23 protein-coding genes and 1 pseudogene are annotated in these 24,565 nt (G+C 57.7%); 18 read left to right on the forward strand and 6 right to left on the reverse strand.

The window, feature by feature from the left end:
* Nucleotides 1-50: 50 nt before the first annotated feature.
* Nucleotides 51-152: pseudogene (locus HAT86_RS16800) on the forward strand (chemotaxis protein MotB); the annotation flags it as partial.
* Nucleotides 153-353: 201 nt separating this feature from the next.
* Here the strand turns inward: HAT86_RS16800 and HAT86_RS01805 are convergent.
* Nucleotides 354-713 carry a hypothetical protein gene (locus tag HAT86_RS01805; protein ID WP_167192880.1) on the reverse strand — a complete coding sequence of 120 codons (360 nt, stop codon included), beginning with the start codon at nucleotides 711-713 and terminating at the stop codon, nucleotides 354-356.
* A complete protein-coding gene (locus HAT86_RS01810; protein ID WP_331272484.1) occupies nucleotides 706-990 on the reverse strand; it encodes a rod-binding protein in 285 nt (94 codons plus the stop codon). The genes HAT86_RS01805 and HAT86_RS01810 overlap by 8 nt, the downstream gene beginning before the upstream one ends.
* Nucleotides 991-1,103: 113 nt before the next feature.
* Between HAT86_RS01810 and HAT86_RS01815 the strand changes: the two genes are divergently transcribed.
* The 4 genes from HAT86_RS01815 (at nucleotide 1,104) to HAT86_RS01830 (ending at nucleotide 4,810) form a co-directional block, all read left to right on the forward strand.
* Nucleotides 1,104-2,723 carry a flagellar hook-length control protein FliK gene (locus tag HAT86_RS01815; protein ID WP_167192881.1) on the forward strand — a complete coding sequence of 540 codons (1,620 nt, stop codon included), beginning with the start codon at nucleotides 1,104-1,106 and terminating at the stop codon, nucleotides 2,721-2,723.
* A gap of 13 nt (nucleotides 2,724-2,736) precedes the next feature.
* Nucleotides 2,737-3,429 carry a flagellar hook capping FlgD N-terminal domain-containing protein gene (locus HAT86_RS01820; RefSeq protein ID WP_167192882.1) on the forward strand — a complete coding sequence of 231 codons (693 nt, stop codon included), beginning with the start codon at nucleotides 2,737-2,739 and terminating at the stop codon, nucleotides 3,427-3,429.
* A gap of 71 nt (nucleotides 3,430-3,500) precedes the next feature.
* Nucleotides 3,501-4,397: a phosphotransferase gene (locus HAT86_RS01825; RefSeq protein WP_167192883.1), complete on the forward strand. Its 897-nt coding sequence runs from the start codon at nucleotides 3,501-3,503 to the stop codon at nucleotides 4,395-4,397.
* Nucleotides 4,398-4,558: 161 nt separating this feature from the next.
* Nucleotides 4,559-4,810, forward strand: coding sequence for a hypothetical protein (locus tag HAT86_RS01830; RefSeq protein WP_167192884.1), 252 nt, complete (start codon nucleotides 4,559-4,561; stop codon nucleotides 4,808-4,810).
* Between the two features lie 79 nt (nucleotides 4,811-4,889).
* Here HAT86_RS01830 and HAT86_RS01835 read toward each other — a convergent pair whose 3' ends face one another.
* The 4 genes from HAT86_RS01835 to ubiE all read right to left on the reverse strand — a co-directional run bounded on the left by HAT86_RS01835 (nucleotide 4,890) and on the right by ubiE (nucleotide 10,107).
* Nucleotides 4,890-5,579 carry a YjbF family lipoprotein gene (locus tag HAT86_RS01835; protein ID WP_231125782.1) on the reverse strand — a complete coding sequence of 230 codons (690 nt, stop codon included), beginning with the start codon at nucleotides 5,577-5,579 and terminating at the stop codon, nucleotides 4,890-4,892.
* The gene (locus HAT86_RS01840; protein WP_167192885.1) at nucleotides 5,576-7,699 is read right to left on the reverse strand and encodes a YjbH domain-containing protein; all 2,124 of its coding nucleotides are present in this window, start codon (nucleotides 7,697-7,699) and stop codon (nucleotides 5,576-5,578) included. The genes HAT86_RS01835 and HAT86_RS01840 overlap by 4 nt, the downstream gene beginning before the upstream one ends.
* Nucleotides 7,700-7,828: 129 nt before the next feature.
* Nucleotides 7,829-9,361, reverse strand: coding sequence for a 2-polyprenylphenol 6-hydroxylase (ubiB, locus tag HAT86_RS01845; RefSeq protein WP_167192886.1), 1,533 nt, complete (start codon nucleotides 9,359-9,361; stop codon nucleotides 7,829-7,831).
* Between the two features lie 2 nt (nucleotides 9,362-9,363).
* Nucleotides 9,364-10,107 (reverse strand): bifunctional demethylmenaquinone methyltransferase/2-methoxy-6-polyprenyl-1,4-benzoquinol methylase UbiE, encoded by a 744-nt coding sequence (gene ubiE, locus HAT86_RS01850; RefSeq protein ID WP_167192887.1) that lies wholly within the window; start codon nucleotides 10,105-10,107, stop codon nucleotides 9,364-9,366.
* A gap of 95 nt (nucleotides 10,108-10,202) precedes the next feature.
* Between ubiE and mutM the strand changes: the two genes are divergently transcribed.
* The 13 genes from mutM to HAT86_RS01915 all read left to right on the forward strand — a co-directional run bounded on the left by mutM (nucleotide 10,203) and on the right by HAT86_RS01915 (nucleotide 24,563).
* Nucleotides 10,203-11,054, forward strand: coding sequence for a bifunctional DNA-formamidopyrimidine glycosylase/DNA-(apurinic or apyrimidinic site) lyase (mutM, locus tag HAT86_RS01855; protein WP_167192888.1), 852 nt, complete (start codon nucleotides 10,203-10,205; stop codon nucleotides 11,052-11,054).
* A 65-nt stretch (nucleotides 11,055-11,119) separates the two neighbouring features.
* Entirely contained in the window at nucleotides 11,120-11,896 is a 777-nt protein-coding gene (locus tag HAT86_RS01860) for an enoyl-CoA hydratase (RefSeq protein ID WP_167192889.1), read from the forward strand.
* A 291-nt stretch (nucleotides 11,897-12,187) separates the two neighbouring features.
* Nucleotides 12,188-12,451: a 30S ribosomal protein S20 gene (gene rpsT / locus HAT86_RS01865; RefSeq protein ID WP_167192890.1), complete on the forward strand. Its 264-nt coding sequence runs from the start codon at nucleotides 12,188-12,190 to the stop codon at nucleotides 12,449-12,451.
* 487 nt (nucleotides 12,452-12,938) lie between these two features.
* Nucleotides 12,939-14,330 carry a chromosomal replication initiator protein DnaA gene (gene dnaA, locus HAT86_RS01870; RefSeq protein WP_167192891.1) on the forward strand — a complete coding sequence of 464 codons (1,392 nt, stop codon included), beginning with the start codon at nucleotides 12,939-12,941 and terminating at the stop codon, nucleotides 14,328-14,330.
* A 172-nt stretch (nucleotides 14,331-14,502) separates the two neighbouring features.
* Complete coding sequence (dnaN, locus tag HAT86_RS01875) at nucleotides 14,503-15,621, forward strand: DNA polymerase III subunit beta (protein ID WP_167192892.1); 1,119 nt, start codon at nucleotides 14,503-14,505, stop codon at nucleotides 15,619-15,621.
* A gap of 37 nt (nucleotides 15,622-15,658) precedes the next feature.
* The gene (recF, locus tag HAT86_RS01880) at nucleotides 15,659-16,771 is read left to right on the forward strand and encodes a DNA replication/repair protein RecF (protein ID WP_167192893.1); all 1,113 of its coding nucleotides are present in this window, start codon (nucleotides 15,659-15,661) and stop codon (nucleotides 16,769-16,771) included.
* Nucleotides 16,768-17,199 (forward strand): VOC family protein, encoded by a 432-nt coding sequence (locus HAT86_RS01885; protein ID WP_167192894.1) that lies wholly within the window; start codon nucleotides 16,768-16,770, stop codon nucleotides 17,197-17,199. Before recF ends, HAT86_RS01885 begins: the two co-directional genes overlap by 4 nt.
* A complete protein-coding gene (locus HAT86_RS01890) occupies nucleotides 17,196-17,816 on the forward strand; it encodes a LysE family translocator (protein WP_167192895.1) in 621 nt (206 codons plus the stop codon). The genes HAT86_RS01885 and HAT86_RS01890 overlap by 4 nt, the downstream gene beginning before the upstream one ends.
* A gap of 119 nt (nucleotides 17,817-17,935) precedes the next feature.
* The gene (gene gyrB, locus HAT86_RS01895) at nucleotides 17,936-20,353 is read left to right on the forward strand and encodes a DNA topoisomerase (ATP-hydrolyzing) subunit B (protein ID WP_167192896.1); all 2,418 of its coding nucleotides are present in this window, start codon (nucleotides 17,936-17,938) and stop codon (nucleotides 20,351-20,353) included.
* 265 nt (nucleotides 20,354-20,618) lie between these two features.
* On the forward strand, nucleotides 20,619-21,248 hold the full coding sequence (locus tag HAT86_RS01900) for a paraquat-inducible protein A (protein ID WP_167192897.1): 630 nt from the start codon (nucleotides 20,619-20,621) through the stop codon (nucleotides 21,246-21,248).
* A complete protein-coding gene (locus tag HAT86_RS01905; RefSeq protein ID WP_231125783.1) occupies nucleotides 21,227-21,901 on the forward strand; it encodes a paraquat-inducible protein A in 675 nt (224 codons plus the stop codon). The genes HAT86_RS01900 and HAT86_RS01905 overlap by 22 nt, the downstream gene beginning before the upstream one ends.
* Nucleotides 21,898-23,991 carry a PqiB family protein gene (locus tag HAT86_RS01910; RefSeq protein ID WP_196780471.1) on the forward strand — a complete coding sequence of 698 codons (2,094 nt, stop codon included), beginning with the start codon at nucleotides 21,898-21,900 and terminating at the stop codon, nucleotides 23,989-23,991. Before HAT86_RS01905 ends, HAT86_RS01910 begins: the two co-directional genes overlap by 4 nt.
* Entirely contained in the window at nucleotides 23,988-24,563 is a 576-nt protein-coding gene (locus tag HAT86_RS01915) for a PqiC family protein (RefSeq protein ID WP_231125784.1), read from the forward strand. Before HAT86_RS01910 ends, HAT86_RS01915 begins: the two co-directional genes overlap by 4 nt.
* Nucleotides 24,564-24,565: the final 2 nt, after the last annotated feature.

Here is a 24,565-nt window from a genome sequence, read left to right on the forward strand (position 1 = left end):
AACACCTAACCTGTTACGTCTTGATCTGGGTGAGTTGAAAGGTGGTGGATATGCGCGCGCCGGGCGATAACGTCGCGCCAGTCATCATCAAGAGGAAAAAGATCACAGGCGGTGACGGGCACCATGGGGGTGCGTGGAAAGTCGCTATAGCATTTTCCTTTGAACTTTGGTGCTTTGCACCGGTTGAACTGTCCGGCTGAATGTTGCCGGTTTGGGTGTCGTTCTGACCTATGCAGCTTTGGCGGAACCGTCGCCGCGCCACCCGGTTTCGGATGCTCGTCCAGCATTGCGTGCAAGTGCTAATGGAATGCTAAGCCTAGAGGCCCAGATTGCCAGCATTTGACACAATTTCATCAGGCCCGTTTTTCAACCTTGTGGAGCACTTCGCCTTCGATCGTCTGACGCTGCCCGCTTTTGTCATAGGTCTCCAACGACCGGCGAATTCGCCGCATCGCGGCCATGCGTGCGGCCACCTTTCGAATGCCTTGCAGCGCGCCATCCAAAAGGGCTTGATTGCATGTTACCTTGTCGTGCAGCCCCGCCAGTGCGGGCTGGTTTTGCGGCTGAATTATGTTCAGGCGATCAATCAGATCTTCTTTTTGTTCAAGAAGCTCGCCAATCGTTTCCAGATCACCGGCCAAAAGCGCCACGCGCTCGGTTTCCAATAGCTTGTCCAGTTTTTCGATCAGGTCTTGGGCTGTGGTATCAGTCATTGGCTTTCTCCATCAGGGATTTGTAAAACATCTCGGCCAATCCGATACCGCCGTTTTCAACCATACGGTCGGCGATGGCTTGTCGGTGGAATGAGGCGAATTGATCCTCACCCGTGCTGCCGCTAAAGCCGTTTTCTTGTTCGCCAAAACCGGCTGATTTGAGCATTTCGGCCAAAAAACCGGCCTCAAGCTGTTTGGCGGCGGTCATCACGGGTTTTGTGCCGGTCTGCCGTGTTTGAGTGCTGGTGGTCGCGGGAATCGGTAAAAAATCAGTCACTGTATTACCTCGAATTGAGAGAACTGATCCTCATTCAAGCCGAAAGCGGTAAAGAAGCAGTAACTGATGTCTGACATGCTCAAGGCACTGAGGAAGAAATCCCGGAGCATGTGATGATCCTATCCCTGACATATTTCGACCCCTCCGCAACCGGTGCGGTGACCTTGCCGCTGGCACCTAATGACATGTCGGCACAGCCCGAGGCGGAGGGGGATATGTTCCGCGTCGATCCGAACCAGCATGACAGTTTTGACGTGGTCTTTTCCCTCAGTGGTGCACCGGCCAAAGCTTTGCCAGCACACCCATGGCCACACCCAAGCCAGACCATTGAGGCTGGGCAACAGGACAAGTCAGAGGATGACGCGTTGGATCTTCCCGACACTGAACTTATGGAAACGCCAGATAACCAACTGATGCCCGAAATGATCGACCCTGAAGCGCCTCAAATAACGATCCAGCGATCAGAAGGGGCAAAGGGTGAGGGGCATGCAGGCGAAGCGCCTGACAATCCGAAGTTGGCCGCATCAGGAAAAATCGAGACACCTGAGGTCGGGCGCGTTTTGGCAGTGATGCCCGATGATGTCTTGCCCCATATGCCGCGACCGACTGTTGCTGAGCAGGCGGATAGCCCCAAACCGCAGGTCGAAATGTCAACGCAAGCCAGCCGGGTTACGGCCTTTGATCTGGCTGCACGGTCTGCACCTTCGGTGCCGTCTGCCGCTGCGAACCCGCCTTCCATGGTGCAAGGCCAGACGGCGGATTCAGTTACTGATTACGCCCAAAACGGCATACCTGTCCAACGCGTCCGAGATCCGGTGCGCCCAGTGGAAATGATGCGCGGTGCGGCACCAGACGTGCTCGGCATGGCAGAGACCAAGGCAAGGGCACCTGTTCGGGCTGCTTTGTCTGGTCAAGTCTGGGGGGCGTCCGAAAACGCTTCAGAGCCTGGATTTTCCATGGTGGACCGTGGCGTCATAACCCCCGCGGCGACAGAGAGTGGCCGACCAACGCCTTTGGCTGGTTTGTCTGCAGCACGCCAAGCGCTGCCCGAACTGGAAATGCGACCACGGCACGATGGCGTATTGGGGGATTTTGCAAAGCGCGACGAGATACTTGCCGCAGGCACGCCAGCCGTGGTTGATGGCCTAACCTCCAAGCCTGTTCAGGCGGCCTCTCCGCCCGCTTCGCCATTGCCTGCGGTCTCAAAAGGTGCCGTGCTTATGGAAGAGGTACGCCTGTCCCGCGTTGGGTTTCAGCCGGACATCGGGGTAGTGACCGATCAACGCGCCTTGACAGAAATTGTGCATACAGGCCGATCCGATGCGCCAGCCCGAAGTGATCTGCCGCGTCACGTTGCGGCGCAACTGGCCGAGGCCGTACATCGCAGTGGCAGTGGCGACCGGCCCATCGAAGTTACCCTGAACCCAGCCGAGTTGGGGCGGGTGCGTATCAGTATGGCGCCCGGCGATGGTACGATTATCGTAACTGTTCTGGCCGAACGTGGGGAAACGCTGGATCTGATGCGGCGTCATGCGGATCAGCTTGCGCAGGATTTTCATGATCTTGGATATGGTTCCACCGAATTCGCGTTTGGACAGAATTCTGATGGGCAGGGCGGGGCGCAGGACGGTGCGGCCAGTGGGGCCGTGGTGCCAAGCGATACCATCTCATCATCCGACGGATCGCCGCGGCCCATGCATCTGAACGCGGATCGCGTAGATATTCGACTCTAACGAGGCAGAAATTATGGATACAGTTACACAAACACCTGCGCCAACAACCAATCCACAACCCGCCACCGGCGGTTCGAACAGCACTACTAATTCTGGGTCTGAAAAGCCTGCGCTAAGTTCGGATTTTGAAACGTTTCTCAAGATGTTGACAGCCCAAATGCGCAATCAAGATCCTTTAAACCCGGTTGAATCGGCCGATTTCGCGGTGCAATTGGCGACGTTTTCGAATGTGGAACAACAGGTGCGCACCAATCAGTTACTCGAATCTTTGGGTGACAGGATGGGCGCGATGGGCATGGCGCAGCTTTCCGGGTGGGTCGGAATGGAGGCGCGCGCGCAAGTGCCTGTGCAGTTCGATGGCACACCGGTTACCCTGACGTTGACGCCGGATAAGCTGGCGGATGCCGCGCAGTTGGTGGTCTCGGACGCAAACGGAACCGTCGTGCAACTGATTGATGTTGCTCCACAGGTTGACCAAGCGATTTGGACAGGTGTCGACGCCGCCGGGGTTCCGTTGCCGGAAGGGCGTTATACGGCTGAACTTGCATCATTCAACAGTGGTCAACATCTGTCTGACAGTCCGGTGCAGGTGCATGGACGGATAGTGGAAGCCCGCAATGCCGATGGTCAAATCACCTTGGTGATGGACGGCGGGCAAGAGGTGGCATCTGAGAAAATCCTCAGCTTGCGCGCGCCGGACGGCTAAGCGCCCTTGCCTCGATCAACGTGGTGGCCTAGCGTCCGGCGTTCCTTACACGTCAAGGTGCCATGCTTTTCATGACGGCTTCACCCCAACATACCGATCCGGCGTTAGTTGAAAGGCTGCGTCGGCAGATCGAGGAACGGGGCGTCTTGGACATCGGGGGCGACTGGCAGCCCCTTTCCGGCGGGCGAACGAACCGCGCATGGCGCGTGGAAACGCAACACGGTCGCTTTGTCGTCGTCAAACTTTACGCGCCCGCCACGGACAATCCGTTGTTTCACAACAACCCTGATGTGGAAGGCAAGATGCTGAATTGGCTGGCCGGTCATGACATCGCTCCACGGATACTGGATGCCTTTAAGACGTCCGATGGCCCGTGTCTTGTGTACCGGTATATTTCTGGGGCCAACTGGACAACGGGCGTCGCTATGGCGGCGCGGTCGCTGTATCGCTTGCATCATGTCGCCGCGCCCGATGGGTTGCCGTGTGCCCCGGACGGCAGCGCCGCGCTGACGGACCAAACCTGCGCCATCCTTGATCGGTGCACCTCGAACGCTGCCCGGGCCGCCGCCAGCCTCGCCCCGTCCGGTCTACCGGTGGCACCTTCCGAACGCCGAATGCTTTTGCATGGTGATCCCGTGCCCGGCAATATGATCGTGCTTGATGGGGATGTTCAGTACATTGATTGGCAATGTCCCGCCATCGGCGATCCCTGCAATGATTTGGCCATTTTTCTGTCGCCTGCGATGCAGATGACCTATCGCGGTCACGCGCTTAGCCCGGTGGAAAGAGAGGCCTTTCTTGTCAGCTACCCTTGTGCCGACACAGTGGCGCGATATCGTGTTCTTGCGCCATGGTATCACTGGCGCATGCTCGCCTATTGCTTGTGGCGATACGAACGCGGCGACAGAAGGGCCCGGTCTGCGGCACAGGCAGAGCAGATATGTTTGACGCAAGCGTCACAACCGTGATTCGTGCGTTTGGTTGAGCATTTTGTTGTTGTAAAAATACGCAAAACACAGCTTTTTGGGGAAATACACATGAATTCATGTTGTTTTCATAGTCTCGTGTGACATACTGAAGCCAGTCCTCTTTGAGGTGTAAATTGCCCATCCATGGATTGGAGAGTGTTATGAATAAGTTTTTGTCGATCGCAGCCGCAGCTTCCATCGCTGTTGCAACTGCCGCTCCGGTTGTTGCTGAAGAATCCAAAGCCAACGTGAATGCAGATCCGTTTGTGTCCACCCAAGGTGCCGTGCCGTCCTTCGCCCTGGCCGGCGCTGGCGCCGGGACCACGCTGGCCATCATCGGCGGTGTCATTCTTGTTGGTGCCGTTGCGGCGTCGGGTAGCGATGGCACTCCGACAACCGTCACATCGTACTGAAACTGAATTCCAAGCTGTAACTTCAGTTTCTGACATGAATAAACGGGCCCTTTTTAAGGGCCCGTTTGTGTATCGGAATTTACCTTAGGCGCTGTAGCGTGCTGTATCCAAAATCTGGCCCGGCCCAATGCCGAGACTGCACAATGTCGCCGGAATCGGTCACCAGATACCAGTTGTTCACAGTCTGCGTGTCTTGATTGCACGCCGCCGTCATTCGCGTCACGTGCACATGTGGCTCCACCGGGGTGGCGAAATGCGCGCGATCACCGCGCGTTACGGTGCAATCCGATGCAATGGTGACAATCTGGTTTTCACCATCCAGATACCGCTGTTCAATCTGGGCTTCCCCTTCTTTGCGATCTGCGACCAAGCTCAGCAGGGCCGACAGGTCCGAGGATATCAGATCATTCCCAAGCCCGCGGGTTGAGGTCAGAATACCATTTCGACTACTCACGCTGCGTCGGTCGGATACGCCATAAGAGGCCCAGCTTCGATAGGCGCCGTTGTCCGCAATCGGGCGGATGACCGCGACCGCTTTGCGCTTTTCCAAGCGATAGATGGCCAGCGCCCCGTCGCTATTGGCCAAGGCATGTTGGGCCACTTGCGCTACGGCATTCGGGTCTGGCTCTGTGGTCGCCTCGGTTTTCATGTTCTGATACAGCGCTTTGCCAACGGTGAATACGTTTTCATCGCCTTGCGTATTGCTGCATGCGGTCAAAAGGGCAACACAGCCGAAAAGGGCCAGTCGAGTCGTGCATGTCACGGTCATCTCCAGAATTTCCCCCAGCTGTCAGCGATATCGGTCTGCCGTGACGGGCGCACGGTGTCATACAAGCGCCCGCGCACATTCAGGCGCTGGCCACCGTCCCGCGTCAAAGAGCGGATCACCGCGGTTGGGGCTTGTCGTGACGGTTTTCCCAAAAGCCACGACAAAGGCGCAGTTATCCGGATGCCCTTGTCGAACGAGCCTTCGCCAAAGTCCTGCGACGAAACGTCGGTCTTCGTGGCGAAGGCCCCGACGCGCCAGCCGTTTTCAAATTCGCGATCCAGCGAAATCGTGGCCCCCCAATCACCGGCCAGATACCGGCCTGCATCCAATTGGCCGTGAAATCCGTTGCCGAAATCGTAATAGATCGAGGCATGACCGTTGAATTCGGGGATTGTGCCGCTGACGGTGCGACGGCTGCGCAATCCGAAACCACCATCGAAATCGCGCGGCTGCACATAGTTCACTTCGCCGCCGACGGCTAAGCGGCTGTTCAGCGGGCGCCACAAGACTTCGGCCGATGCCCCGGCGTACATCTGTTCAAGGTATCCCACCGTGGCGCGGGCAAAGACATCTGGCGCAAGGCGATGATATTTGCTGAGTGTCAGCCAATCCAGACGCGGACCATCCTCGCGCGCGTAAATCGCGGCGTCCGACCGGACGCGTGGCAAGCGTGAATCGCTGGTCTGGGTGGTCTTGTCCAGATTGCCGAACAATTTGACCGATATGCCGCCATCTGCCACCCAGCCTTGTCCCAATTCGGCCTGTGCCTGAAACCGCAGCGCCACGTCGGCCCGAACAGGGTTGTCGGGGTCAAACAGGCTGATGCGGGTGAACGGTGAAATCGACCAGTTGTAGCGGGGAAAACGGTCGGCCACGGGGGCCGGCAAGCCGCCGAACCGCAGGCTGTCATCAAAACTGGCTGCCGCCAACGCCTGATCTGCCGAGGCGTGTTCCAACCTTTCCAGATCGCTGCGCTTGAAGCTGACGGTGGTGCTTGGCATGCCGCCCATATCGGAAAACGTGATATGAAACGTCTCGACCGAGGCGGGCAGGGCCCGCGTCATGATACGCGCGGTTCGGCCAATCGCCTGCGCGGGTTGATCATAGGTGGGATTGTTAATCGCCACATGTGCCGTTGTGCCGCTTATCTCTAGCCCGACAAGGTCCAGTTGGTCTGTGGCCAGCATCTCCTGCAACTGTTCTGACAGTGCTTTGCGGGCGGTTGGCTGCACCGACCACCCCAGATCGCGCGCGGCGTCCGGGTCTCTGACGGCCACCGGAAGCGGTGCCTGTTCGGTCCCACCGGGAACGGGCATGTTCTTGGGGTTGAGGCCGAAGGACAGGCTGACGCCCACCTCGTTGCCATAGAGCGAATACACCCGCAGGTTGGCATCTGGCGTTAATTTGTAGGTCAGGCCGAAATTATAGGGCGAACTGCGCCGAAACACGCCCGCCGCCTGTTCGATATCATATCCGTCGGATGAATATTCAGCCGCAAACGAGAGCCGGTCCGTGATGTCATAGGTGAACCCGCCAAATACGCCAATATCGCCGCGAAACCAGTTCGAGGTATCGACATCGCCGCCCGTGCCGATACCGGCAAAACTGAACGGATCGCGTGTGCCAAACCCGTCAAAGTTATTGCGCGACCCCAAACGCCCCCAGCCAAAACCGCCGGACACGGTCAGGCGGTCGCCAAACGATTTGCTGGCGACAAGATATTCCGACCCCAAAAGACCGGTGCCTAGAAAATCCTGCAAGCCGATGGCCACTGCGGGGGTGTATGTGCCTTCCTTCAACAGCCGTAATTTCAGATCGAAACTGCGGTCGTAGTAGGTTGAAAACTGTGGCGTCAGGTCTTTGGTTCCTGCGTAGCGAAAACTGCCACTTAGCCACGGCGTGATTTGAAACGACAGCGTGCTGCGCCCGAAACCGTCAAAATAAAATGCTGTTGCCGACAGTTGCCCATCGGGGGCCATTTCTGCCGTCGGCATGTCAATAAGCCCACCCGGCACACCGTAGCTGTTGGTTACAGTCGTTGTCAGGTTATCGGCTGCCGCCAGAACCGGGCACAGTGCCACAGCCGCAGCGAGGGCAAACCTGTTGGAAAAACGCGTCACTCTGCCACTCCAAGTAGATCTTTAGATTTGCACCCTAGCGGTGAGGCCGCCAAACAACAACTCGCCTCTAGGAAATTTCCATGCCTGTTTGTGCAGAGTGTCACTTTTTCGCGCTATGGATTGTGTGAGTCAGCCCAGCAAAAGCGCGACCAGCACGGCTGCGCCGCCCAATCCAGCCCCGCCCACGGCCCAGATAGCAGGCGACAGGCGATTTGGGGCGCGCGGCGGTTCAAGCGGCATGGACTGCCGGATCAGTGCGTTTTCCACGATCCCCGGCAGGCGCGGACCATAGCGCGCAAGCACTGCCAGGGTTTTTTGCAAATCGTGGACGACGGCGCGCGGGCCGATATTCTTGCGAATGTAATCCTCAACCACCGGGCGGGCGACTTGCCAGATGTTAATCTGCGGACTTAATGACCGCGCGACACCTTCGACCACCACCATCGTGCGTTGCAGCAAAATCAGCTCGGTCCGTGTTTCCATGCCAAACCGTTCCGTGACCTCGAACAGGTAGCTTAGCAGACTGCCCATCGAGATCTGGGTGGCGTCCATACCGAAAATCGGCTCACCCACGGCGCGCAGGGCGCGGGCAAACTCGTTTACATCGCGATCGGGTGGCACATATCCGGCCTCGAAATGCACTTCGGCCACACGCCGGTAATCCCGCTTGATGAACCCATACAGGATTTCTGCATATACTTTGCGTGTATACTCATCGATATGCCCCATGATCCCGAAATCATAAGCAATGATCTCGCCAGTTGGCGCGACCTTGAGATTGCCCTGATGCATGTCGGCATGGAAATACCCGTCGCGCAGTGCATGGCTGAGAAACAGTTGCAAAACCCGCTCGCCCAGCGCGACGCGATCATGCCCTGCGGCATCCAGCGCGGCGTTATCGCCCAAAGGCGCGCCATCGGCCCAGCCCATGGTCATAACCTGGCGTCCTGACAGGGGCCATTTGATGGCTGGCAGCTTGAATCCTTCATCCCCGTTGGTGTTGGCGGCGAACTCGCTGGCTGATGATGCCTCAAGCCGCAAATCCAGCTCGCCCATGACCACGCCTTCGAAATGCGCGATCACATCGGTGGGCCGCAACCGCCGTGAAGCGGGCGACAGCACTTCGATCATGCGCGCGGCGAAATAGAACGCGTCGATATCGGTGCGAAACGCCTTTTCGATGCCGGGGCGCAGCACCTTGATGGCCACCGCCTCGCCGGTTTCGCGAAGCCGGGCCTTATGCACCTGCGCAATCGAGGCCGCTGCCACCGGTGGGCTGAATTCATCGAAAACATCTTCCACGGGCTTGCCCAGCTGCTCTTCGACCGAGCGCTTGGCCACATCCACCGGAAAAGGTGGCAGCTTGTCCTGCAGGACGCGCAATTGCATGGCCAACTCATCGCCCACCAGATCGGGCCGGGTCGATAGAATTTGCCCGAACTTGATGTAGGCCGGACCCAGCGCCGAAAGTGCACGCGTGGCCGGTGGCATATCCGGGTTGCCGCGATAGCCCAGCCATTGGAACGGCCAAGCCAGAAACCGCATGATCGCCCGCACCTGCGGCGGCGCGTCCATGGCTTCCATCACGACGCCCATTGCGCCCGTGCGTTCCAGCGTTGCGCCGGTGCGGATCAGGCGCAGAATGTTGTGGGGTCCACGCATCCTCAGATCTTCCAGCCGGAATGCAAACAGGCAATGCCCATGCTTAGGTTGCGATACTTGGCGTTTTCAAACCCGGCGGTGCGGACCATGCCCAGAAACGTTTCCTGATCGGGAAATTTGCGGATCGATTCGACCAGATATTGATAGCTGTCCCGGTCGCCCGCAATCGCCTGCCCCATGCGCGGGATGATATTGAACGAATACAGATCATAGGCGCGCTGCATCAGGTCATTGGGGATCTGGCTGAATTCCAGCACCATCAGCCGCCCGCCGGGCTTTAGCACGCGAAAGGCTTCGTTCAGGGCTTCCTGCGGGCGGGTGACGTTCCGGATGCCGAAACTGATGGTGTAGACATCAAAGCTGTTATTCTCGAACGGCAGGGCCATTGCATCGCCTGCGACCCAATCCAGACTGTCGGCCATGGCTGCTGCCTCGGCGCGTTTGCGGCCCTCGACCAGCATCGGTTCGGTCAGGTCCAGCACCGTGGCATGGCCGTGACCCGCACGTTTCAGAAAGCGAAAGCTGATGTCGCCCGTGCCGCCCGCCACATCCAGCAGCCGCTGGCCGGGGCGCGGGGCCAGCCAATCCATCATCGCATCTTTCCAGACACGGTGAATACCGAAAGACATAGCATCGTTCATAACGTCGTATTTCGACGCGACCGAGCCAAAGACGCCGCGCACGCGGCCCGCCTTTTCGCCCTCTGGCACGTCCTGAAATCCGAAATGGGTGGTTTTCTCGGTCATTGTTGCCTCGGGGCTTGCCGTTGATCGCTCACGCCCTTCTTATAGGGCGCTTGGGGGTGGTTACAATGCGCCCCATTTGTCACAGGATGCAGCAAATGCCCGAATTGCCCGAGGTTGAGACAGTGCGCCGCGGCCTTGCCCCTGCCATGGAAGGGGCGCAGATCATCTGCGCGCAGGTCAACCGCCCCGATCTGCGTTGGCCTTTCCCGGAAAACATGGCGCAGCGCCTGACCGGCCAAACCGTGCAAGCACTGCGCAGGCGGTCGAAATATGTTCTGGCCGATCTGTCGAGTGGCGAGACCCTTTTGGTTCACCTTGGCATGTCGGGCCGCATGACCGTTTCGGGTGATCCCTTGGGCCGGTTTCATCACGATCACCCTGCGCCGGAAAAGCATGATCATGTTGTGCTGGATATGTCGAACGGCGCGCGCATCACCTTCAACGATCCGCGCCGCTTTGGGGCGATGGACCTGATAGAGACGTCCACCGCAGACATGCACCCGCTTTTGGCCAAGCTGGGCCCCGAGCCATTGGGGAATGCGTTTTACCCCTCCTATCTGGCCGAGGCCCTGAAATTCCGAAAAACGCCGATCAAATCGGCCCTGTTGGATCAGCGAATCGTTGCGGGGCTTGGCAATATATATGTGTGCGAAACGCTATATCGGGCCGGGATTTCGCCAAAACGGCGCGCCAGCAACATTTCGCGGATGCGGGCGGAATCGCTTGTCCCGATCATCCGCGATGTGCTGCGCGATGCCATTTCTGCGGGTGGATCATCGCTGCGTGATTTTCGGCAGGCAGACGGAGAACTTGGTTATTTTCAACACAGTTTCGATGTGTACGACCGCGAAGCGCAGCCATGTCGGACCACGGGCTGCTCCGACACGATCCGCCGCGTCGTTCAGTCGGGGCGGTCCAGTTTCTATTGTCCTTCCTGCCAAAGATGAGGTTGATCCAGCCGCAGACCGTGATAAGGAATCGGTCCTGACAGAAACAAGCGAAAGCAGATTTCATGGCCTATGAGACGATCATCGTCGAAATAGAAGACCACGTCGCCCTCATAAAACTCAATCGCCCTGATGCTCTAAATGCGCTGAACGATCAGCTCATGACCGAGCTGTGCAAGGCGTTGAAAGAGGCACAGACGAATGCCAAGGTGCGTTGCATCATCCTGACCGGCTCGGAAAAGGCGTTTGCCGCCGGGGCCGATATCAAGATGATGAGCGGCAAGGGTTTTGTCGATGTGTTCACCGAAGACCTTTTCGGATCCGAAAGCGATGCCATCATGGGCATTCGCAAACCTATCATCGGCGCGGTGTCGGGATATGCGCTTGGCGGTGGCTGCGAGTTGGCTATGATGTGTGATTTCATCATCGCATCGGATACCGCCAAGTTTGGCCAGCCCGAGATTAACCTTGGTGTTATGGCGGGCCTTGGTGGCAGCCAACGTCTGACCCGCTTTGTCGGTAAGTCCAAGGCGATGGACATGAACCTGACGGGCCGCTTCATGGACGCGGAAGAGGCTGAAAGATCGGGTCTGGTGAGCCGGGTTGTGCCCGTCAAGAAGCTGATGGAAGAAGCCCGCAGCGCGGCCGACAAGATCGCTGAAAAATCCATGATCACCGTGATGGCGGTCAAGGAATCGGTGAACCGCTCTTATGAGACGACCTTGCGTGAAGGTCTGCTGTTCGAACGTCGGGTGTTTCATTCACTTTTCGCGACTGAAGACCAATCTGAAGGCATGGCCGCCTTCGTCGAAAAACGAGAGCCCCAGTTCCGCGACAAGTGATCTTGTGGCGTTTTGGGCTTGAAGGGGCGCGCCTGACTGGTGCGTCCCTTTTGCGTTTTGTGCGAAACGCGCTGCCATTTCGCACCTTTCGAACCACGCCAAGACAGGGCTGCCTGTGCGCAGACTGGCCAGATTCGGCTTTGCAAGCCTGCGAAACTGCTCTATAGGGCTGCGTTATACATGCGCGTGCGGCCCGCTTTGGCCAGAATCAGTTACGGTATCTTTAGGTGCCGGCCTGTAGGTTCGCGACGCGCTTTAAGACAACGCAAACCTGAAAGAGGTCTGATTTAAATGGCAAATACGCCCCAGTCCAAAAAGCGCGCGCGCCAGAATGCAAGCCGCTATGCAGTGAACAAAGCCCGTCGTTCGCGCATCCGTACCTACCTGCGCAAAGTCGAAGAGGCGCTGGCCTCGGGTGACAAGGACGCGGCCCAGACCGCCCTCCGCAATGCCCAGCCCGAATTGATGCGTGGCGTCACCAAGGGTGTCTTCCACAAGAATACCGCCTCGCGCAAAATATCGCGCTTGGCCGCCCGCGTGAAGGCGCTTGGCTAAAGCTTTCGGGCTAAATCATTGATACCAAAGGCGCCGGTCGAACCGGCGCTTTTTTTTGTGTGCGCTTCTTGGAAACACCCAAGAGATTCTTTTCACGCAAACGTCATGTCAAGCGCTAAGAACAGTTGCCGCAATGCGCTACAAATTGCTAGCTTTAGCCTGCGATTCACGCTTGGGGGGACAATCGGCGATCAAGGCCAAATGGTCTGGGTCACTGCCGGGCGCGCAAACGGATTTCGACCGTTTCGCGTGACGTCCACGATACGTAAAGTGATGGTATGTATATTGCAGCCGTATGGGGACGGGCATCAATCAGCACGCCATTGTGTCTATTGATAAGTTGAGCCTCGAACAGGTCTTTGATCCGTTGTCTTCGACAACGGAGCTAAGCAGTATTGTTTTGTCGACGGCCCAAGGCGATCGCACACGACCGGCGCGTGACACGCGCGGGCAATGGATAACGCGAAGAGCACGGGACGGGACAGTAATGACGCAAGAACAATGGGGCCAACTGAAACAAGAGCTCCTCAAAACGATCGGCAAGAACAACTACGCGAACTGGATCGAACCTCTTGAGCTGTCGGATGTTTCAGAAGGTGTCGCTACGTTCTCGGTTCCGACCAGTTTTCTTGGCAATTATGTGTCGCAAAACTTCGGTGATCTGATCTTGTACCAGATGAACAGGGTTGCGCCCGAGATCAGGCGGGTCAAGTTCAGCGCGGCCAGCATGAGCGGTAAACCGTCCGCCAACCATTCAGCAAACGAACCTGCCAGCCCAAGCCAAGACACGCCAGCGGCCGTGGCCACTGCTGAAAAGCCGTCGGCCTTTGATACGCGCCTGAATACAGCGCCTTTGGATGCACGGTTCACGTTTGACACCTTTGTGGTTGGGAAACCGAACGAGTTGGCCCATGCCGCTGCCAAGCGTGTTGCCGAGGGTGGCCCCGTCACATTTAACCCGCTGTTTCTTTACGGGGGTGTTGGACTTGGTAAGACCCACCTCATGCACGCCATTTCGTGGGAGTTGAAAAGCCGCCGACCGGACATCAACGTGCTGTATCTGTCGGCCGAGCAGTTCATGTATCGCTTTGTTCAAGCGTTGCGCGACCGCAAGATGATGGATTTCAAGGAACTGTTCCGCTCGGTTGATGTGCTGATGGTTGACGATGTTCAATTCATCGCTGGCAAGGATAGCACGCAAGAAGAATTTTTTCACACATTCAACGCCTTGGTTGACCATAACAAACAAATCATCATCTCGGGTGATCGTGCCCCCGGTGAGATTGCCAATCTGGAAGACCGTATCAAGTCGCGCCTGCAGTGTGGCCTTGTGGTTGACCTGCATCCAACGGATTACGAATTGCGCTTGGGCATTCTGCAATCCAAATCCGAACAGTTTGCCAAAACCTATCCGGGCCTTCAATTGGCCGACGGTGTTTTGGAATTTCTCGCCCATCGGATCAGCTCGAACGTGCGTGTTCTGGAAGGGGCGCTAACCCGGCTGTTCGCCTTTGCATCACTGGTTGGACATGAGATTACATTGGAACTGACGCAAGACTGTCTGGCTGATGTGCTGCGGGCGTCAGAACGCAAAGTCAGTGTCGAGGAAATTCAGCGGCAAGTTGCGGACCACTATAATATCCGCCTGAGCGATATGATTGGCCCGAAACGCTTGCGCGCCTTTGCGCGCCCGCGGCAGGTGGCAATGTATCTGTGCAAGCAAATGACCAGCCGCTCGTTGCCCGAGATTGGGCGCCGGTTTGGGGGCCGCGACCACACCACCGTGATGCATGGCGTCAAACGCATCGACGAGTTGCAGGTTCAGGATGCTCAGATTTCCGAAGATCTTGAAATTCTGCGGCGCACCTTGGAAAGTTGATATGTTATTGCTTTGCAAGCTTCTTAGATGCAGCGTGGCCCTAAGGCCGGGCTGCACTTGACGCTCAGGCATTTAGCACTCAAAACACAACAAAAGGCTTGAGCCGAAAGGGGAAGTTGCTAACGTGCCCCTCCGGCACAAAGCCGGTGACCCATTTGCAGGGAGCGAGGGCATGAAACTCAGCATTGAACGCGGGACACTGCTCAAGGCCGTGTCGCAGGCGCAATCCGTCGTCGAGCGGCGCAACACCATTCCAATTCTTGCAAATGTTTTGATCGAAGCCGAAGGCGAGTCGGTGCATTTTCGCGCGACCGATCTGGATATCGAAGTGGTTGATAAGGCCCTCGCACAGGTCGAACGGGCCGGCGCGACAACCGTAAGCGCGGTGACCCTGCATGAAATTGTGCGAAAGCTGCCCGATGGTGCGCTTGTCACCTTGACCGACGATAGCGCCGCGGGCCGCCTGACGGTTGAGGCTGGGCGCTCGAACTTCAATCTTGCGACCCTCCCGAAAGAAGATTTTCCGGTGATGGCCTCGTCGGAATACAGCAGCAATTTCAGCGCCCCGGCCCCGGTTTTGCGCCGTCTGTTCGACAAGTCGAAATTTGCCATTTCCACCGAAGAAACCCGTTATTACCTGAACGGCGTTTACATGCATGTCGCCGATGCCGAAGGCGGCAAGGTTCTGCGCTGCGTGGCGACGGACGGTCATCGTCTGGCCCGGATCGACGCGGACTTGCCCGAAGGTGCGGCGGATATGCCCGGTGTGATCGTGCCCCGCAAAACCGTGGGCGAACTGCGGAAATTGCTGGAAGACGATGACATGAAAATCGCAGTGTCGGTCAGCGAAACCAAGGTGCGGTTTGCCACACCCGACATCACCCTAACCTCCAAGGTGATTGACGGCACCTTCCCCGACTACACCCGCGTCATCCCGCAGGGCAACACCCGCAAACTAGAGGTGGACGCCGCCGAATTCGCCAAAGCGGTTGATCGTGTGGCGACTGTCAGCTCGGAACGCTCGCGCGCCGTCAAACTGACACTGGATGAGGATCGCTTGATCCTGTCCGTGAACGCCCCCGACAGCGGCGCCGCCGAAGAAGAACTGGCCGTGGCCTATGGCGACGAGCGGCTGGAGATCGGGTTCAACGCGAAATACCTGCTGGAGATTGCCAGTCAGGTTGATCGCGAAAACGCCGTGTTCATGTTCAACTCGTCCGGTGACCCCACGCTGATGCGTGAAGGCAACGACACCAGCGCTGTCTATGTCGTGATGCCGATGCGGGTGTGAACCTGCCTGTTTTCTGTCCAGAAAATAGGGCTGGGTCATGACTGGCCTGTATCTGTCTCAGTTGCGTCTGTCGCATTTCCGCTCACACAAAGGCGCGCGGCTTGCGTTCGACGGCAGGCCTGTGGCCATTCATGGCCCAAACGGGGCCGGGAAAACCAATATACTCGAAGCGGTGTCGTTGTTTTCCCCCGGTCGCGGGATGCGCCGCGCGGCCGCGCAGGATATGGCCCGCCGCCCCGAGGCGTTGGGCTGGAAGGTCAGCGGTATTTTGCATTCGCTGCATCAGGTTCACGAGGTTGAAACCTGGTCAGAAGAGGGCGGCGCGCGGCAGGTTCGTATTGACGGAAAAGCTGCGTCGCAAACGGCGCTTGGCCGCATTGCACGGGTTCTTTGGCTTATTCCGTCGATGGATCGGCTCTGGATCGAGGCAACCGAAGGCCGTCGCCGGTTTCTGGACCGCATGACGCTCAGCTTCCGGCCCGATCACGCAGATGCCACTCTGAGCTATGAAAAAGCCATGCGCGAACGCAACCGCCTATTGAAAGATCAGGTGCGCGATTCCCATTGGTATATCGCGCTTGAACGGCAGATGGCCGAAAGCGGCGCGGCAATCCATGCCAACAGATTGTTTGCAATCGACCAATTGCAGGCCGCGCAGGATGAGGCGGAAACCGCCTTTCCCGTGGCCGCGCTTGACTTGATCGCCACCGAAGGCACCCTGCCCGAGACACCGGCTGATCTGGCCGATGCCTTGGCCGAAAGCCGGTTTCGTGATCTGGCGGCAGGGCGCACCTTGGTGGGGCCGCACCGTGCCGATCTATACGCGGTTTATGCAGCCAAGGGCGTGCCCGCGCGCGAATGTTCAACAGGCGAGCAAAAAGCGCTTTTGGTGTCTTTGATCCTAGCCAATGCGCGTGCGCTTGCCCGCGATTTCGGTGCGCCGCCCGTATTGTTGCTGGATGAGGTCGCTGCCCATCTCGATGCTGGTCGCCGGGCCGCGCTTTACGATGAAATCTGTGCGCTTGGCGCGCAGGCTTGGATGACGGGCACCGGACCGGAACTTTTTGCCGAACTGGACGGCAGGGCGCAATTCATCGAAGTGACCGAAACAAACGGTATCAGCACCGTAAACGAAAGGCCTGCCCCATGACCCCGCAACGCGTGACGCTTATCACTCTTGGTGTTCAGGATCTGGACCGGGCCAAAGCGTTCTATGCCGCGCTTGGTTGGCGTCCCGCTGAAGAAACGCCAAGTATCGTGTTTTACCAAATGCACGGGCAGGTCATCGGCCTGTTCGGGCGCGAGGACTTGGCCAAGGATCAGGGCCGCCCGGATGCCAATCTGGGCACGGGTGCGATGACCTTGGCGCAGAACTTCGACACCCAAGCCGAGGTGGATGCCGCTTTTGATCAGGCGGTCGCCGCAGGCGCGACGATCTTGAAGCGCCCGGAAATGGTGTTTTGGGGTGGGTATTCGGGCTATTATGCCGACCCAGATGGTCATGTCTGGGAGTTGGCGATGAATCCTTTTTGGTCCTTGGCCGCAGATGGCAGCCTGACCTTGCCGAGGGCTGAATGACCCTCTCACTGTCTGATCTCGCGCTTTATGCGGGCGCCTTGCTGGTGCTGTTCCTTACCCCCGGTCCGGTGTGGCTAGCGATGCTGGCGCGTTCCATGTCGGGCGGGTTTCATGCGGCGTGGCCTTTGGCCCTTGGCGTGGTGGTGGGCGATATGCTTTGGCCTTTCTTGGCCATTCTTGGCGTCAGTTGGATTGTATCGGTGTTTTCGGGCTTCATGCTGGCGCTGCAAATTCTGGCTGTGGCGATGTTTGTCGGGATGGGTTTCTTGCTGATCCGCAATGCGGACCGTTCCATCGCTGCTGACAGCCGTCTGACCCGCCCGGGAACCTTGGCGGGCTTCATGGCCGGCTTGGCCGCAATCCTTGGTAATCCCAAGGCGATCCTGTTTTACATGGGCGTCTTGCCGGGGTTTTTTGATCTGTCCCGGATCACGCCGATGGATATCGCGGCCATCGTATTTTTGTCGTTTGTGATCCCGTTGATCGGCAATTTGTCACTTGCCCTGTTCGTGGATCGCATCCGCCGGATCATGAGTTCGCCGGGCGCCATCCGCCGAACAAACATCGTTTCGGGTTGGTTGCTGATCGTGGTTGGTGCCGCGATTGCGCTGACCTGACAGCGCCGTTGACGGGCGGCGTTCTTCCCTTGTGGCGCAACCCCTAAATATTGGGGTAAACGCGTGACATTCCCACCAGAAAATCGTATAAAATCATAAAAGTGCGAAGGGACAAAAGCATGGCCGAAGTAGCACCGTCGCCTGAAGACTATGGCGCGGAATCAATCAAGGTTCTCAAAGGGTTAGAGGCAGTTCGCAAGCGCCCTGGCATGTATATCGGTGACACCGATGACGGGTCGGGCCTGCACCATATGGTTTACGAAGTTGTCGACAACGGCATTGATGAGGCTTTGGCCGGTCACGCGGATGCCGTGAACGTCACGATTCACGCGGATTCCAGCGTATCGGTCAGCGACAATGGCCGCGGTGTTCCCGTCGCGATCCATGAAGAAGAAGGCGTTTCCGCCGCTGAGGTCATCATGACCCAATTGCACGCGGGCGGTAAGTTTGACCAGAATTCTTACAAAGTGTCAGGCGGCTTGCATGGTGTTGGCGTATCGGTGGTGAACGCCCTGTCCGATTGGCTTGAACTGCGGGTCTGGCGTAACGGCAAGGAACATTACGCCCGTTTCGAGCACGGCTATACTGTTGAACATCTGCGCGAGCTTGGCCCGGCCAATGGGCGTAAAGGCACCGAGGTTCGCTTTATGGCCTCGACCGATACGTTCTCGAATCTGGAATACAGTTTCGAAACGCTTGAAAAGCGCCTGCGCGAATTGGCGTTTCTGAATTCCGGCGTAAGCATTATTCTGCGTGACGAACGCCCCGAAGAGCCGCTGGAAATTGAATTGCACTATGACGGTGGCGTCAAAGAATTCGTGAAATACCTTGACCGGCATAAGGTTGCGATGATCGGAGATCCGATCTTTATCACCGGAGATCGCGACGATATCGGTGTCGAGGTCGCGATGTGGTGGAACGACAGCTATCACGAAACGGTTTTGCCTTTCACCAACAACATTCCACAACGCGATGGCGGCACACACATGGCCGGATTCCGCGGTGGGCTGACGCGCACCATTCAAAAATACGCGCAGGAAAGCGGGATCGCGAAAAAGGAAAAGGTAAACTTTACCGGCGACGATGCGCGCGAAGGTTTGACCTGTGTTTTGTCGGTCAAAGTCCCCGATCCCAAGTTTTCCAGCCAGACCAAGGACAAGCTTGTCAGCTCCGAAGTGCGACCGGCTGTCGAAAGCTTGGTGACGGAAAAACTGTCGGAGTGGTTCGAGGAAAACCCGAACGAGGCCAAACAGATCGTCGGCAAGATCATCGAGGCGGCATTGGCCCGTGAAGCCGCGCGAAAAGCCCGTGAACTGACCCGGCGCAAAACCGCGATGGACGTGAACTACCTTGCCGGGAAGCTGAAGGATTGCTCGGAAAAAGATCCGTCCAAGACAGAATTGTTTCTTGTCGAGGGTGACAGCGCCGGCGGATCGGCGCAAACGGGGCGTGACCGCTCGACACAAGCTGTTTTGCCGTTGCGCGGTAAAATTCTGAATGTCGAACGTGCGCGCTTTGACCGGATGTTGGGCAGTCAGGAAATCGGCAATCTGGTGATGGCGCTTGGCACAGGCATCGGGCGTGATGAATTCGACCTGTCGAAACTGCGTTACCACAAGATTGTTATTATGACAGACGCCGATGTTGACGGCGCACATATCCGCACGTTGCTTTTGACGTTCTTCTATCGGCAGATGCCCGAGCTGATCGAAAACGGCTATCTCTACATCGCGCAGCCACCGCTTTACAAAGTGTCCCGCGGAAAATCCGAAGTGTATCTGAAAGACGAACCCGGGCTAGAGGACTACTTGATTCAGCAGGGCACCGATGATGCAGTGTTGCGTCTGGGAACGGGCGAGGAAATCATTGGTCAGGATCTGGTGCGCGTGGTTGAAGAGGCCCGGCAAACCAAACGCATCCTCGAGTCATTTCCCACCCACTACCCCCGTCACATTCTGGAGCAGGCCGCGATTGCCGAGGCGTTCTTGCCCGGCCGCGTCGATGCCGACCTACAAGGCGTGGCGGATACCATCGCAGAACGTCTGGACCTGATCGCGTTGGAATATGAACGTGGCTGGCAAGGCCGGCCGACCCAAGATCACGGCATTCGTCTGACGCGCACGGTGCGTGGTGTCGAAGAGGTGCGCACGCTGGATGGCCCGGTTCTGCGTGGCGGTGATGCGCGACGCCTTGGCCAACTGACACAGGGGCTGCGGGATATCTACACCCACCCGGCGACCTTGGTGCGCAAAGACCGTGTTCAGAATATCTACGGGCCGCTGGATTTGTTGGATGCCATTCTGAAAGAAGGCGAAAAAGGTCTGCAGATGCAGCGCTACAAAGGTCTGGGTGAAATGAACCCGGGCCAATTGTGGGAAACCACTCTGGACCCTGAGGCGCGTACATTGTTGCAGGTCAAGATCGACGATGTGGCCGAAGCCGATGACCTGTTCACCAAGCTAATGGGCGACGTTGTTGAGCCGCGCCGCGAGTTCATCCAGCAAAATGCGCTGAACGTGGAAAATCTTGATTTCTGATCAAAGGTTTTGTGCATGTTTCTTCTGAAGGGCGGCGATCGGGCCGCCCTTATTTTTTGTTTGATAGCACGTGTTTGCAGCCACCGGCATGGAAAGCGGTCGCGGATAGATCGTGCTTGCGTTAGGCTGCACGCAGGCACCGCAACATAGTTTGCCGTAGCATAACGTGACAATCGGTGCTGATCGGGCCAAGTTGTGCCGCCACGCCAAAAAGCCATAACGCCAAAATTAGGAGCGTTCCCAACCGCCGATGACAACGCCACAGATGCCAACGCAACAACCGTCACCACCAATTGATTTGGACCGCCTTATCGCCTGTCCCAATTGCGATGCGCTTTACACGACGCCAACGGTCGAGTCCCAAGACAAGGCATATTGCGGGCGCTGCCACACGGTTTTGATTGCGCCAAGACGCAAGGCTGGAAAGCAATTGATTGCCTTGGCTCTGACCGTTTTGATCCTGATCACCGCCGCCACGCTGTTTCCATTTCTAGCCATTGATGCTGGTGGCATGCACCATGACGCGTCTATCCTGCAAACGGCGTTTGCATTCGAGGGCGCGTTGCTGGGCCTGTCGGTTGCCGTGATGATGTTCATCGTCGTCATTCCGATGCTACGGCTGATCTTGCTGATTTATGTGCTGACCCCCATCATCCGCGATCGCCCGCCGGCCCGGTGGGCCAAACGTGCTTTTGGCCTGTCCGAGGCGTTGAACCCTTGGTCGATGGCAGAAATTTTCGCACTTGGCTGCGCTGTCGCCTTGGTCAAGCTGAGTGATTTGGCGCAGGTTCAATACGGTCCGGCGGCGTGGCTGTTTGCGATTCTCGTTGTGATTGTTGTTGTGACCGATTCCTTGATGTGCAGGTATTCGATATGGAAGTCTCTGGATCAGTAACAACCGCGCGGGATATGGGCCTTGTTGGCTGCACCCGGTGTTACAGTGTGTCGTCACGCGGCACGGCGCATTGCCCCCGCTGCGGCAGTGCTTTGCAGTCGCGGGACAGGCTGTCATTGCAAAAGGTCTGGGCGTGGTGGCTGGTGGGTTTGATGTGTTACATTCCCGCCAATCTATACCCTATGTTGGAGACGCGCACCCTTGTCAGTGTCCAAAGTGACACGATTGTGGGCGGCGCAGTAGATTTGGCGCGTCACGGAAATTGGGGCGTGGCGGCGATTATTCTGGTGGCCAGCGTTTTGATACCCGTCGTCAAGTTCGTAATTGTCGCCGGGTTGGCGCTTGGCGTGTGGTTGGGGCCAAAGGTGCCCGAGGGGCAGCGTCATTTCTGGTATGAGATTGTTGAGTATATCGGGCGCTGGTCCATGATCGACGTGTTTGTCGTTGCGATCCTGTCGTCGCTGGTTCAACTTCAAGCCTTGGCATCCATCACGCCGGGCCGGGCCAGCCTGTTCTTCGCCCTATCGGTGATATTCACGATGCTTGCGGCCAAAAGCTTTGACAGCCGTCTGATTTGGGATACTGGCCAATCCGATATTGCATCCAACCGCAGAACACCTGCTGTTGATGTCAAAGGAGACCTTTCAGCTTGACGAGTGACAGCCAACATCCCCCGACGCCCCCGATCAAAAAAGGCGACCAAACCCTGTTCCAGCGGGTCACGATCGTTTGGATCGTGCCATTGATTGCCGTGGTGGCTGTTTTGGCCATTGCCGCACAGGCGTATTTTGATCGTGGCCCCCTGATCACCGTCAGCTTTGAAAACGCATCGGGTATTCAGCCGGGCACGACCGAATTGCGCTATCGGGATGTGACTGTTGGTTTGGTTGAAGATGTCAGCTTTGCTGACGGGCTGGATCGTGTGCTTGTGGCGATCCGGATCGATAAGGATGTGGCGCCCTATGTTGATGCAAGCTCTCAGTTTTGGGTCGTGCGCCCGCAAGTGACGGCGCAAGGTGTCTCGGGCCTGAACACGGTTCTGTCCGGGGTCTATATCGAAAGCCTGTGGGACAATACGCCAGACGGCGTCACCTACGAATTTTCCGGTTTGCCTGACGCGCCCTTGGAAAAAGCAGGCCAAGATGGTTTGCGCATCACGTTGCGCGCTTCGGGAAAGGCCACGCTGACCCAAAACGCACCAATCCTGTATCGCGGGATCACCGTTGGCCGACTTGGCAAGACGAAGATCGCGCAAGATGGCTCCGCCGCCGAGGCGGAGGCCCTGATATTCAAACCACACGACAGGTTGATCAGTTCTGCAACACGGTTCTGGGACGCGTCGGGGTTTTCTTTTTCGCTTGGCCAGAATGGCGCTGCGCTTGATTTTTCGTCGCTCGCCTCGTTGGTTTCGGGTGGGGTGACGTTTGAAACCATGGTGTCGGGCGGCGAAGCGGTTGACCCCGGCGACAGTTTTGTTGTGCACCCTGATGAATCGACGGCGCGGTCCAGTATTTTTGCCCGCGACGATAGCGAAAACCTGACCATATCTGCAGTGTTCGACGAAAACGTCGAAGGCTTGGCAACAGATGCTGCGGTCGAGTTGAACGGCCTGCGCATTGGTCGGGTCAGCGCATTGAACGGGTTGGTCGACCCCGAAGCATTTGGTGATACGCAGGTGCGGTTGATCGTGACCCTGTCGATTAGCCCCGGCCGCCTTGGCCTTGCTGGCAAGGCCAGCACCGAAGCGGCGCTGGACTTTTTGCGCCAGCGGGTGGAACAGGGATTGCGCGCGCGGCTGACCACCGCCTCGATCCTGACGGGCGGGTTGAAAGTTGAATTGATTGATGTCCCCGATGCTTCTGCCGCCGAACTTGAAACCGGCGACTCGGGCGCGCTTTATATACCGACCACGCAAAGTGACATTGCCGATGTGTCGGCCACCGCCCAAGGTGTGTTTGAACGCATCAATGCCTTGCCGGTCGAGGAGGTGATGGCACAAGCCATCAACCTGATGGACAACGCAAATACCCTGATCACCAATGAGGATCTGCGCAATGTTCCGCAAACCTTGAACGGATTGCTTGGGGATGCGCGCGGCTTGGTGACGTCGGATGATGTGCAAACACTGCCCGCTCGATTGAACGATGTCGTTGCCGACCTTCAGGACACGCTGACCCGGTTGAACGACGCGCAGACAGTCGAACGGCTGACCGATGCCGTCGACAGCGCGACCGAAGCTGCGGAAGGTGTCACCACGGCGGTATCTGGTGTTCCCGATTTGATCGAAAGACTGAATGCAGTGGCGGCCAAGGCTGAAACGGTTGAGATTGACCGGCTGGCCAATGATTTAAGCGCGTTGTTGACCACCACCGAAACCTTGCTGGCCAGCGATGCTGCGGCTGAATTGCCCACCAAGTTGAACAGTGCCTTGTCTGAACTGAGTGCTGTTCTGGCGCAATTGCGCGAAGGCGGCGTTGTGGAAAACGCCACGAACGCCTTGGCGTCTGCCAGTCAGGCCGCCGACACCGTTGCCGAGGCGGGCCGAGACCTGCCCGACCTGATCAAGCAGGCCCAAGGGGTTCTGGCGCGTGCCAATTCCACATTGGAAGGCTACGAGGCCAGCAATGGCCTTGGTCGCGATGCGCGCACGGCCCTGATCGAGGTGCAAAAAGCCGCCAAGGCGGTCGCCTCGCTGGCGCGCGCGATTGAACGAAACCCGAATTCCCTCCTTACAGGACGATGAGTATCATGCGCAAAATTGGATTTACCCCGTTCGTTCTAATGGCTTTTGTCCTGTCCGCGTGCAGTGGGGCCCAAGATCAACGGATCACCGTACCCAAGGCGCAGGTCGATGCAACACAGCGTATCAGCTACGACGCGGTTGCGCTGCGTGAGGTGTCACTCCCGACTTATGCCGCCTCAGAGGATATTTATGTGGCCGATGCCAATGGCCGCCTCAGCATGACAGCGGGCCTTTTGTGGGCCGACGATCCAAGCCGGGCCATCACGCTAGAGCTTTCGCGCTACCTGTCCCAGATTACAGGGGCGCAGGTTGCCTCGGCACCATGGCCGTTTGAAGGCTACCCTGATGCGGACATCGAGGTTCGGATCGAAGATATGCTGGCGCTTTCTGACAATACGTTCAGGCTAAGCGGTCAGTATTTCGTGGCCCCGGAAAACGGGCGCGACCGAGCAAAACTGTTCGATCTTAGCGTTGCGATTGCTGGCGAGGCTGGCGCGACAGACATTGCCGCCGCGCGCGGCCAAGCGGTGCGCGATCTGGCGCTGACGATTGCCCGCGACGGCTTGCGCTAAAG

Source organism: Roseovarius gahaiensis, assembly GCF_011601345.1.
GTDB lineage: Bacteria > Pseudomonadota > Alphaproteobacteria > Rhodobacterales > Rhodobacteraceae > Roseovarius > Roseovarius gahaiensis.